This window comes from Arcticibacterium sp. (assembly GCF_055134445.1).
This window is the reverse complement of the sequence record NZ_JBSRVI010000174.1, coordinates 1-12,382: the sequence shown is the minus strand read 5'-3', so window position 1 is coordinate 12,382 and position 12,382 is coordinate 1. Positions and strand designations below refer to the sequence as shown.

The window sequence follows — 12,382 nt, the reverse complement described above, 5'->3', positions numbered from 1 at the left end:
TTTCGTTTAACTATTCGCGGAATGATTCGCCATGTTTCGTCCAATAATTCTCCAAAACGAAGAAAATGATTCGTTATGAAACGTAATAGAAATGGTTTTGTCGGACAGTTCTTTAGGGGTGCTATATGAATTCGAAAAATAGGAGAGGTTACGAAGAGTTTTTAACCAGAAGGTATTAGCCAAAACATTAGAATTCCAATATTATTAATTGATGTTCTTCTTTCTTACAACTAGCACCTCATCATCTGAGAAATCCATCCATCCAAAATCATAGACATAATTCATTATTTTAGACTTAGAGTTAATGTAGTAATGGGTTACATATTTAAACTTGAACTTTTTTTCCTCTAATAACAATCTACTCAGTTTCTTTTGAGTTTGGGTCTTGCCCATCAGTTCTAGTAATATTGACCTGTTTCGGTGTAGGTGTCTATCTAAATTGTGAGCTTCTTTAGTTGTAACGGCTCTTAAGCTAACATGGTACAAATTCTTACACTTAATAGAGCAAAATACCTTGTCCTTTCTTCCAACCAATTTTGTCTTGCAAATTTTACATTTTGACATATTATGAAACGACTAATGAATTTATATGGCATAAAACTAAGTCATTAGGTCAAATATTACAATATCCGTTACTAACGGTTAAGAAACGTTTGTAAACGATTATAAGCATTTGTATTCGGGTTTTATTCAATTCCTTTCTTTTTATTTACCACTTATTAATAAGAAAAAGATGCAGCTTGTTATAGTGTACACCCCTCAGCCCAGAAGCCAACGGTTTAAACTCTATATTCCATATGCAATGGAAGATGATAGGAAATGGATAAAATCTCAAAATTCCTCTTTCTATCATCCCACTCAGAAGCTTTGGAGCTTAATAAACACAAAGGAAAACAAAAGGCTAATTGCCACAAGATTCAAAGGTCGCTTTACGGTTCAAGGTATTGATAATAAGATAGTTAAAAAACCAAAAGTAGTATTGGATGAATCGCAAAAGAACGCCATGGCTCTCTGTGAACAAAAGTTTATTTTAAAATCATTCAGTAGAGCCACTATTAAAAATTACTTAGGAGAACTAAGCTATTTCTTTAGTTTTTTTAAGTCTAGAGATTTTCGTGAAATCACAAAAGACGAGATTGAGTCATACGTTTATCATCTAAAAACGAAGTTTAAGATATCCGATAGCAAACAAAACATGGTGATAAATGCCATAAAGGCGTATTATGAGCATGTCTTAGGCAGGCCAAGGGAATACTATGACATTCAAAGACCCAATAAGTCGAAATCACTGCCAAATATATTTAGCAAAGAGGAAGTATTGAAGATTGTGACCGCACCTAAAAACATCAAGCACAAAGCGGTATTGCTCACCATTTACAGTGCTGGCCTTAGAATTAGCGAGGCTATTAACTTAAGAATAGCAGATATCCATAGTGATGAGGGTTACATTTTTGTAAAAGATTCCAAAGGTAAAAAAACGATACTATCACCAATTCTTCTAAAAGTATTAAGAATGTATTTTAAAGCTCATAGACCATCCTATTGGCTTTTTGAGGGGCAGGATGGACGACAATATTCAACAAAAAGTATCCAAAAAGTATTAAGAAATGCTATTGAGCTATCGGGTGCTAATCCATGGGGAACGGTACATACATTAAGGCATAGTTTTGCTACCGGCCGACGCTCGGGCATTTGCTGCAAGAAGGTGTTAATTTACGGTTAATTCAGTGAATGCTAGGTCACAGCATTAGCAAGACTACTGAGGTTTATACCCATGTTGTGCATCATTATAACCAATCACTAACCAATGATATAATTTTTTAGAAGAATACGTTATGAGGAAATTATTCTTGCAGTTATGGGGATTCTAATTGCACTTCAAATAGTAAATTAGCAGGTGAACAGTAAGAAAATAATATTGAAAAATATGAGAATCTTTATCCTGAATTTGATAAAGTATATATAAGGAGAATTAATATAACTTAGTACATTTATTGATAAATTGATTAGCATGGAGCAAAGTGATTCGGTATTAATTAAGATGGAAGTATACATTGAAAAGTGGAAATCCTCCCAAGATTGCCGTCATATATTTTTGAACTGTTATCGGCTAATGAGCGGTAATATGATGACAGCTGTTCAAAATGGAGAATTTCATGATTCAAATTGGGTGAATCAGTTACTTCATCGTTTTGCCGATTATTATTTTGAAAATTTAACCTGTTATGATTGTGGAGATCAAACCTCAAAAGTATGGCATTATGCTCATAAAGCTACATTGGATAACACTGTAGGTGAACTACAATCATTAATTTTAGGAGTTAATTCTCACATTAATTACGACTTGGTTTTGGCATTAGATGATTTATTACGACCTGAATGGGAAACCCTTTCCGAAACAAAACAAAGACAAAGGTATGAAGACCACTGTCACGTTAATCATGTTATCTCTGAAACCATTGATAGTGTTCAGGACATAATTTTAGAACCCTTAAGTCCTTCTCTTGCATGGATTGATTCTTTATTTGGGAGAATTGATGAATACTTAATATCAAAGCTTATTTCCCATTGGCGAGAGGAGGTCTGGGAAAATACCCAAATACTATTAAAAATTGAATCTGCCGATGAAAAAGAATCATTTCGTTTAAAACTTGAAAAGGAAGTGTTACAAAGGGGGAATTTAATAAGTATGCTTTAGGTAAAAGATTTAGCTTTTACAAGGAACCACTAATCAATGTTAAAGTTCTTTAGATAGATTCGATAAAAACTAAATCAACATTTGAAAAAACGAATTCACAACAATTAGGCTCGAATGCAGCGATTAAGGCTTTGGTTCATTTGAGTCCCGATAGCTATCGGGATTGAGCTCAAGCACTCAGACAATCCCTCCCGATAGCTATCGGGAGGGATTCAATGGAACTCGTTTGTTATTTGTGTTTTAAGAAGGAGTTTCTGTAGCCATAATTTCAATTGTGCTCCCTTGATTTCGCCTAAGCTTCCAGCTATTCCAGTCTTTTAAATACCCGTCTTTAGTAAAATGTCAGCTATAGACATAGCTCTCCCAGCTGAGTTTTTTTTTGAGCCATCATTTTTACTTTCTACCATTTTGTTAAGTTTGGTTTTATATGTCTTATGGTTCTCTTTCGGGTTCTAAGCTTCTAATCATTTTTAGTGTATTGCTTTTACCATTGATTTAGCTGAATGTCTAGTTTTTCTTCAGCTATTTCTTGCCAACTATAGTGTTTCTTTTCCAACTGTGCCTGTTTAAATTCAGTTTTGGCTTGATTTAATTCTTTGGCTTTGTTTTTAGACGCTAAAAATCGGTAATGACGTATTGTGGCAAAACCATGCGGGAAGGTACGCTCACTAAAGGTTGAAAATTTATTATGAGCAATTGGTTGTCTAAAAGTTGACTAGAATTCAAATAAAAAACCTCAACTATCTACTAATATGACAATTGAGGTTTACAAAGTGGAACTGCAAGGATTCTAACCCTAAGTTCGAACATGGCCCCTGTCGATCCTTTTAGATTTTTATTCGGTCTTGTTTTTCGTGATTGAGAAGCCGTCCGACGTACCTAACAATCCTTACCTCCGATACTATTTACTGGTAAGAAATCCGCCAGAAAACGCCTCGGCGTGCCGACACCTCTGGTTCTCTCGCGGCATAGGTTAGCAAGAGAGCGTCTTGGCGTTTAGTTCATCTAATCTAGCTCAAGCAGCCATGGTATACTGAGTATAGCTTCTTTTTGTTTAGAAGAATTTTTAAATGGAGGTTCTACTAACTCCATACATGCTTATACTCGCATGAGCTTCATGCCGTTAAAACCGGTCAACCCCATTGTGTTGCGTCCTATTATTGGTAATACGCTTCTAAAGTTCTCACTTATAAAGAAAGTATTAAATAGTGGGCTAATATTCCCAAAAGGATAGTAGGAGTAATGCTCATTAATGTACCTATAAGTACATATTCCATTTGTTTGGTTTCAGTGTCTTTGAATCGTTAGATAGCCCTATTTATGCTGCTGATGAATTTTTCAAATAATTCGTACAGCTATTAGGGGATTCCTTTTTCATTTTGTGCACTGATTTAGGACTAGTTCTATTGAAATGTTTATTTTTAATAATTCTATACAATCATTAAACATTCTTAAGGGTTAAAACCCAATTCAACCATGAATTTATCAATATTCAATACTCCTGAAGAAATGGGAGTGTCCGCTGGAAAAAGAGCAGCAGAAATCCTTAGAAATACAATTGCCGAACGCGGTGAAGCAAATATTATCCTAGCAACTGGTGCAAGTCAGTTTGATGTGCTTAAGCAAATACTCTCAGAAAAAAATATTGCTTGGGATAAAGTAACCATGTTCCATCTTGATGAATATTTAGGCTTGCCACTTTCCCACCCAGCAAGTTTTGGAAAGTACCTTTTGGATAGAGTCATTAATGTGATTAAACCAGGTTTTAAAAAAGTAGTATTGATTGATGGAGAAGTGGATGGCGAAAAAGAATGTCAGCGACTTGGTGAATTAATTAAACAACATCCTATTGATTTAGCATTCGTGGGTTTTGGCGAAAATGGACACTTAGCCTTTAATGATCCCCCAGCTGACTTTGAGACAGAAGAGCCTTACATAGTCGTGGATTTGGACGAAGCTTGTCGTCAGCAGCAGTTTGGCGAAGGTTGGTTTGAAAGTTTCGATGCTGTTCCAAAACAAGCTATTAGCATGTCTATAAAGCAAATAATGAAAACGAAGCATCTAATTTGTTCCGTTCCTGATACTAGAAAAGCTGAAGCAGCTAGAGATTGCTTGAATGGGGAAGTTACTAATCTTCATCCCGCCAGTATTTTACAAATTCATTCAAATTGTGAGTATTTCTTAGATAAGAATGCTGCGAGCCTTTTGCCTGAAAGCATTTTAGCCAAATCAAAAATAGTAAAGCATGTCGTCTAAAATCAAAATAATAAACGGCAAAGTAATCACGCCAATAGCAATTTTAGAACAAGCATCTGTTCTTGTTTCTGATGGTAAAATAATTGGAATAGAAAAGGGCAATCCAGCATTTCCAGAGGCCATAGAAATTGATGCCAAAGGCCAATACATTTCTCCTGGATTTATTGATATACACATCCATGGTGGCGGTGGCAGCGACTTTATGGATGGTACGCCAGAAGCCTTTTTAACCATTGCCGAAACCCATGCAAGATTTGGCACAACAGCCATGTTCCCAACTACCTTGACTGCTGAGCCAGAGGACTTGGAAGCAACTTTAAATTCATTTGAAAAAGCGAAACAGCAAAACAAGAAAGGGGCATCGCTTTTGGGAATCCATTTAGAAGGTCCATATTTCGCCATGAGTCAAAGGGGAGCTCAAGACCCACGATTTATCCGAAATCCTGATGAAAAAGAGTACAAAGAGCTTATTGCAAACTATAAAAGTATCAAAAGGTGGAGTGCTGCTCCAGAATTACCTGGTGCTATGGCGTTTGGAAAATACTTGACAGAAAACAATATTCTTGCTGCCATAGCACATACAGATGCCATTTATGAAGAAGCTGAAGAAGCATTTCATAATGGATATACTTTGGCAACTCACTTTTATTCTGCGATGCTTGGGGTTACACGTCGGAATACTTACCGCTATGCTGGTGTGGTAGAAGCTGGTTACCTAATAGATGACATGGATGTGGAGATTATTGCAGATGGCTCACATTTACCAGCCCCACTGCTAAAGCTTATTTACAAGATTAAAGGTCCAAAAAGAACAGCACTTATTACAGACAGTATGCGTGCCGCAGCCATGCCTGAAGGTAAATCTTTACTAGGAGGTTACAAAAACGGTGTGGAAGTACTGGTAGAGGAAGGCGTGGCCAAAATGCCAGACAAAAGTTCATTTGCAGGTAGTGTGTCTACATTTGATAGATTGGTTAGAACAATGCTCAACATGGCTGAAGTACCTATGCTGGAAACCATAGAAATGGCAAGTCTTACCCCAGCAAGAATCATGAAAGTTGATGCTCAAAAAGGCTCTTTAGAAGTTGGTAAAGATGCGGATATTCTGATTTTTGATGAGGGAATTAATATCAAAATGACCATGGTAGAAGGAAGGGTGGTTTATAGTTTATAAACCAACTTCTTTCAAACTAACCGATGCTCCTCCTTTTTTCTTGCTTTCGTCTGCCGCCATCATGAATGCACACATTTCAAGTGTCTCATTTTTGTCTACTGGTGGTATTCCACTTTCGAAGAAATTAATAATTTCGATTAAAAGTGGGTCATAGCCGTTATACGGACCAAGAGGGTTTATGCCGTTTTCGCCAAAAGCCATACCACCATAGTTTTGCTTCCCATTTTTAATGCCTCTAAAGGTACCTATACGCCCATCTTTCCAGATTCCAGTAACTACTTCTTGGTCTTCACCAATGGTTCTTTGTACACTTTCACAGCCAGTTCCCATGACGGTAAATAGCATTTCTACCCCATGTATTCCATACCAAAATAAATCTGGGTGAGTCTTTTCAAACTTCATTGGACTAAAGGTATCTGCTCCGGAAATTTTACCAATTGACCCATTTTTGATTTCCATCATTCCCGTGGCAAACCTTAATGAAGATGCCGAAAATATAGGGACATTATAATTTTCAGCTGCCTTAAAAATGGCTTGTGCATCTTTTAAAGATGCCGCAATGGGCTTGTCAATAAATGTTCTTTTCCCACTTTTGAATACCTCTACAGCTTGCTCTAGGTGCCTTCTTCCATCGTTTGTTTCTAATAAAACAACGTCCACTTTTTTCAATAGTTCGCTTATTGAGCTTACAATTTCAACGCCCATTTTCTTAACCTCTTCTATGTAGCCAGGGATTCTTTCTGTGCTAGAAACTATATCCAAACTACCTTGTGGATAGGCCGCAACCACGCTATAGCCCTTAAAAGCAGCATCTCCTCTATGAAGTGATTTGGTAAACGCTACCGAATGTGAAGTATCCAGGCCAATAATTCCAACACGCTTACCCTTCATACTATTTATATTAGTATTGGCCTTTTTTACAAATGACAAGCCAATACTTGCAGCTAAAACAGGTGCAAAAAAATCACGTCTTGTAAGTTTATTCATTTTGAAATTTTCCAAGTTCTAAATTGATGTCCTTTTATAGCGTAAAATACTAGGTAAAGATAAGCAGGGAAGAGCACCCAATAGGCTGACTTCACATCATAAAGATCAGCAAAATGGCCGTAAACCAGTGGCATAATAGCATTTCCGCAAAGCATCATTATTAAAATTGACGAGCCAAGTTTTGTGAATTTACCTAAACCATCTAATGCTAGTGGCCAAATGCCCGCCCAAATTAAGGAATTGGCTAAGCCCATTAAAACCAAAAACCAGATAGAAATATCAGCGTTTATGCCTAAAAACGCAACTTCACCTTTAGTGAAAATCACCAAAAGTGTCAAAGTCAAGCCTAATACCGTACAAAACCGAAGTGCAGTAACTTGAGATATAATTTTGGGCATTAATACTATTCCTAAAAGGTAACCACATATAGTGGTAGCCAGGGTATAAGATGGAAACACTTTGGCCTCCATTAACTGAATGTTCATGGACCCCGCATAACCAATAATAGTATCTATTGCGATTACTTGTGTACCCACGTGCATGAAAATCGCGACCGCTCCAAGTATTAAATGTGGGAATTGGAAAATACTTTTTTTAGCAGTCTGGTTATCAGCCGATACTTCTTTATCACCATCAGTGTCAATCTCCGGCAAAGGTGAAAAACGAATACCCAAACCCAATAAAAAGAGCACAATGCCCACTATTAAATAAGGTGTAACTACACGTTGAATGAGTTCGTCCAAGGCAGCAGCTCTATCTACCTCATTCATGCTCGCCAAATTTTGAAAAAGATCGCTATCCGTTGCTCTTAAAATTACCGCAGCAAAGATTAAAGGAGCAAGTATGCCTGCTGCTTTATTGCAAATACCCATAATACTGATTCGCTGGGCAGCTCGTTCTTTTGGACCTAGAATAGTGATATAAGGGTTTGCGGCAGTTTGTAATATGGCCAAACCGGCACCAAGCGTAAATAAGCCAATTAAAAAGATATAATAAGTACGACTATAAGCGGCAGGAATAAAGATAAATGCTCCTATGGACATGATCCAAAAACCAAGCATTATCCCTTTTTTAAATCCGACTCTTTGTAATAAAAAAGAAGCAGGAACTGAGATTAGGAAATAGGAAATATAAAAGGCAAAGGCAACTAAGTATGCCTGGAAATTGGTCAGTTCACAAGCTATTTTAAAATAAGGAATCAGAATAGCATTTATCCAAGAAACAAATCCAAATATGAAAAACATTACTGCGACTATTGCAATGGATATACGGGTTTCGTTTTTACTCAAAGAGCTTACCGCAACGGCTTCAGGCATTTATTAAGATTTACATGGTTGAATAATAAGTTTAAATATAGTCTAAAATGTTTAGTTTATTATCTGACATTCTTTAGTTATCCTGCTTAATCAGTCAATTAAGGCAGCTTTTTAATTTTAGACTTCGCTTTTTCAAAGAGAGGAAAAAGGCTTCCTTGAAGAGGGGATATCGGGCTAAATACGGGATGAAACCCAAATGAAAAGCCTCAACTACTTAATAATAAGGTGGTTGGTGTTTTGTCCTGTGGAGCTTCAGGAAGTTAGGGTGTAAAATGAGCTTTGGGTTCATGATTACATTGCAAATAGACCTCATTATTCTTTGGTAGATATTCCGGTTTAAAGTGAGCCACTTTTTAGGCTTTAATAATAGATAATTTGATAAATTCTTCCCAAAAAATCTGCATCTTAAAGACTAATAAATATTATGTATGTCGCTTAAATTGCTTAAATTCAATATATCTGAGATTTCAGTTATTTTTGAATGGCAAAAAAACAAGAATATGAAAACCCATAATAGCTTAGACCATTTATCTAACAATACACTTAAGGTTTTTTATCTGTGTTGTACTGCTGACAAGTTTGTAAATTATTGTGAGCCCTCTACAGTAAGCTTAGATAGAGTAGAATTAATCAAGACCAGACTGGCTTTCTTGGAGTCCAATATTCCAGAAGCAGAACTTGAAGCTAAGATATATTCATGTGATATAGATGTATCAGAGTTTATTAAGGAAGATGATATTGATTCTTCTGAGGTTAAGACCATTGGCGATTTGGTTTCTTATTTAAAATCTCATCCTATTTCAGACCCGAATCTTTTTATTGGTTATAATTCAATTAAGGTAAATAACAGGGACAGTGAATTAGTTAGAAACAGTTAAAGTATATGTGTTATGATGTTTCATATCAAATTAAAAAAGCTATTAAATATGGGGAGCATTATGGCTTAAACAAAACAGAGCTTAATTCCTTAAAGGATGAATTAAAGCAATACGAGGAATGGCCTGAAGCATATCATTTAAATGGTTTTGAGTTTCCTAAGCTCCCTATTATCACCAATACTAAACCTAAGGAAATTCAGTTTTTCACTTGGGGCTTAATTCCTTCTACATATAAAACTTTAGATTCTGCAAATAATATACGCAAGTACACTTTAAATGCAAGGGCAGAAACTCTTGATGAGAAGAAGTCTTTTAAGGAAGCCATTAAGGAAAATAGATGCTTGGTTCTTTTAGATGGCTTTTTTGAATATCATCATTTTAAAAGTAAAACATTTCCATTTTTTATTTCAAAGTCCAATGGTGAGCCCATAGTTATGGCAGGCATTTTTAATAAGGCTAACATAAATGGAGAAGTTATTGAAACTGTTAGTATTGTTACTACCAAGGCAAATGAAATGATGTCAAAAATTCATAATAATCCTAAACTGGAAGAGCCAAGAATGCCAGTCATTCTGGAAAAGAAGGATTATCTCAATTGGTTAGATGGGGATAATTATGAAAGTTTACTGAAACCTTTGCCTGATGGTCTCTTAAAGGCTCATACTGTTAAAAAAATCAGGACTAGATATGAGTCCATTAATGACCCAGAAGTAATAGATGAGTATTCTTATCCTGAGCTGCCTAAAGGCTATCATTCCATAAAGACAGAGAATGAACAATTTAGTTTGTTTTAAAAATATGTTTTATTTGATTTAATTGAAGAAGGTCAGCTTGAAGTTCCCCAAGATACTGGACAGTAAAATCAGTACAGTTACTTCAATTTCCACTCTAAAGTAGATTTAGGCCGCTTTATACATTAGAAAATCTCCCAATAGCTATCGGAACCGTAACTAAATTGCTTCAAATCAGTTTACTTCGTCAAGCTCAGCACAGGCTACACCCATTTAAACTCAATCACCATAGCCCTTCGATAAAAAGCTCAGTGTAAACCGCTGTGCTAATCTCGTTTAAATGTCTGATTTATTACACTTTAACTTCTCATAACGATTCCACAATGCATAATCCGGGTTAAAACATCTAAACACACTCGAGTGAAATAGGATTGTAACGGTCAAAACCTCGCATACTGACATGATTGATTTTCTATTACGGGTCTTCATACCATCGGAAATCAGTTTTTGACGAAAAGCGGGCTCAAAAACAATACAAAAATCATCAATAACACAGAATATTTAGGTAATTCTACTCCTCGAAATTATAAGTTAAAAGTGGGTTATGTTGTTGATATTTAGTATAGTAATATACTAAATCCTTCACTTACTTTATCTTTTTTTATAACTTTTCCAACATAGAGCTCAGGTTACAAAAATAAATAGCATTATTAAATGCTTTTTATTTCGATTTACTCGTTTTCAAAAACGTAAAAGGAACACAAATTTCGGGTAAGCATATACAGTTTTGACGAGCTAAATTTACAGTATAATCTGTTTTACACGAGTTTCCATTTAATAACCTAACTGAAAATATTTTATTTGGATCACTTGGATTCAATAGGTTATTTCTTAAAATACCATTCATAGGAATTGCGGATGGAACAGATGCATTGTTAGAATCAAATGTTAGAGATTCACTAATTTGGAACTGATCAGCATAGGTATATCCTGAAATTAATATTTGACCATCGTTTTTACTTTCTGAACCTAAACAGCCAGATGATTTACTCGTTACTGTTGCATTTGGCACATCGTTTATTGTCACTTGCTGTGTTTTACGTATGATGCAACCATCAACAGTTGTAATATCTACCGTATAAATTCCTTGGTCAGATATGTTTAGATTTGATATAGTCAGCTGACTTCCGCTATAGACACCTCTTGGAGTACTCCAAGTATAGCTGTTGCCTCCAAATGCTGTTAAGTTTAAAGAATCTTTAGTACAATAGATTGTTTTGCCGGCGATTTTCGGTGCTAGACACAAGACAAACTCATCGTCTTCACTTACATTCCCACTGAAATTACCAGGAGTGCTATCCTTATCTTGTTCATCTGCTGCAAATATTTCAGTTTTATTAGTGAAATTAAGACCTGAAATTTGTGTCTTTAATTTTGCATCAAATGTTACATTAATGCTATCCAAGCTATTGATTGCTGGAATGTTCCAAGTCAAGGTATTATTTAAATTAGTACCACCATTGCTTATATTGGCTATAGCTTCATAACCATTGGGTAAATAATCCTTTATTACCACGTTGCTTGCATTAGAATTTCCTCTGTTTTTTACTGACAATTTAAAAGTAACTGTTTCTCCTAAATTAGGATTTGTATTATTCACACTTTTCACCAATTCCAAATCTATTTCTTGGACATAAGGGTCCGTATAGTCTTCGTCGTCTTCGCTTTGATCACCATCATCATTATTGGGAGTAGAATCAGGGTCGTACTGGTCAGACTTGGTCACCTGAGCAGTATTCTTGTATTCATTGGCTGTGCCTGTTTGGGCTTTAACTTTGGCTGTAAAGCTGAAAGTGCTGTCTACTCCTGCAGCCAAACTGGCAATAGTCCAAGTGATAGTGTCATTAAAATAGACTCCACCTCCATTAATATTGCTTATGGTGTTATAGCCTAGGGGTAGGGCATCTTTTAAAGACACATTAGTTGCTCTATCAGGTCCCACATTATTTACTGTAATAGTAAACATAACTACGTCACCTACATTTGGCGAACTGTTGTTCGTAGCTTTGGTAAGACTCAAATCCGCCACTTGAGGTATAGCTGTCACACTCGATTGATCATCTTCCGTGCTAATGTTGTTATCAGGTGTAGAGTCAGGGTCGAATTGGTCAGAAGCAGTAACCTGAGCAATGTTTGTAAAACTAATTCCAGCACCGGGAGCATTTACCTTGGCTTTGTAAGAGAATATCAATGAATCTCCAGCTGCCAAAGTTAAACCCGTCCAGTTAATGGTATTTACTGTCAATATTCCACCACCACTGATGGTATTTATATTGCTGTAA

The 12,382-nt window shown here is 35.9% G+C and carries 10 protein-coding genes; 6 read left to right on the top strand and 4 right to left on the bottom strand.

The annotated features are described in order from the left end of the window. Positions 1–204: 204 nt before the first annotated feature. Entirely contained in the window at positions 205–393 is a 189-nt protein-coding gene (locus ACTBZY_RS22955) for a hypothetical protein (protein ID WP_463048738.1), read from the bottom strand. Positions 394–733: 340 nt separating this feature from the next. On the opposite strand from ACTBZY_RS22955, the gene ACTBZY_RS22950 reads away from it, so the two are divergent. The 4 genes from ACTBZY_RS22950 (at position 734) to nagA (ending at position 6,128) form a co-directional block, all read left to right on the top strand. Further along, entirely contained in the window at positions 734–1,723 is a 990-nt protein-coding gene (locus ACTBZY_RS22950; RefSeq protein ID WP_463048737.1) for a tyrosine-type recombinase/integrase, read from the top strand. Between the two features lie 288 nt (positions 1,724–2,011). Beyond that, positions 2,012–2,698: a DUF5995 family protein gene (locus ACTBZY_RS22945; protein WP_463048736.1), complete on the top strand. Its 687-nt coding sequence runs from the start codon at positions 2,012–2,014 to the stop codon at positions 2,696–2,698. A 1,476-nt stretch (positions 2,699–4,174) separates the two neighbouring features. Beyond that, positions 4,175–4,954: a glucosamine-6-phosphate deaminase gene (locus tag ACTBZY_RS22940; protein ID WP_463048735.1), complete on the top strand. Its 780-nt coding sequence runs from the start codon at positions 4,175–4,177 to the stop codon at positions 4,952–4,954. Then, positions 4,944–6,128 carry an N-acetylglucosamine-6-phosphate deacetylase gene (nagA, locus tag ACTBZY_RS22935; protein ID WP_463048734.1) on the top strand — a complete coding sequence of 395 codons (1,185 nt, stop codon included), beginning with the start codon at positions 4,944–4,946 and terminating at the stop codon, positions 6,126–6,128. The genes ACTBZY_RS22940 and nagA overlap by 11 nt, the downstream gene beginning before the upstream one ends. Here nagA and ACTBZY_RS22930 read toward each other — a convergent pair. Both ACTBZY_RS22930 and ACTBZY_RS22925 read right to left on the bottom strand, forming a co-directional pair. Continuing rightward, the gene (locus ACTBZY_RS22930; RefSeq protein WP_463048733.1) at positions 6,123–7,115 is read right to left on the bottom strand and encodes a Gfo/Idh/MocA family protein; all 993 of its coding nucleotides are present in this window, start codon (positions 7,113–7,115) and stop codon (positions 6,123–6,125) included. The genes nagA and ACTBZY_RS22930 overlap by 6 nt on opposite strands. Continuing rightward, positions 7,112–8,431 carry a sugar MFS transporter gene (locus tag ACTBZY_RS22925; protein WP_463048732.1) on the bottom strand — a complete coding sequence of 440 codons (1,320 nt, stop codon included), beginning with the start codon at positions 8,429–8,431 and terminating at the stop codon, positions 7,112–7,114. The genes ACTBZY_RS22930 and ACTBZY_RS22925 overlap by 4 nt, the downstream gene beginning before the upstream one ends. 500 nt (positions 8,432–8,931) lie before the next feature. Here ACTBZY_RS22925 and ACTBZY_RS22920 point away from each other — a divergent pair, with 500 nt between their 5' ends. Then, the gene (locus tag ACTBZY_RS22920; protein ID WP_463048731.1) at positions 8,932–9,309 is read left to right on the top strand and encodes a hypothetical protein; all 378 of its coding nucleotides are present in this window, start codon (positions 8,932–8,934) and stop codon (positions 9,307–9,309) included. A 5-nt stretch (positions 9,310–9,314) separates the two neighbouring features. After that, positions 9,315–10,103 carry an SOS response-associated peptidase gene (locus ACTBZY_RS22915; protein ID WP_463048730.1) on the top strand — a complete coding sequence of 263 codons (789 nt, stop codon included), beginning with the start codon at positions 9,315–9,317 and terminating at the stop codon, positions 10,101–10,103. Between the two features lie 658 nt (positions 10,104–10,761). On the opposite strand, the gene ACTBZY_RS22910 is transcribed toward ACTBZY_RS22915, so the two are convergent. Beyond that, positions 10,762–12,382 (bottom strand): Ig-like domain-containing protein (locus tag ACTBZY_RS22910; RefSeq protein WP_463048729.1); only part of this gene is annotated, 1,621 nt, incomplete at its 5' end.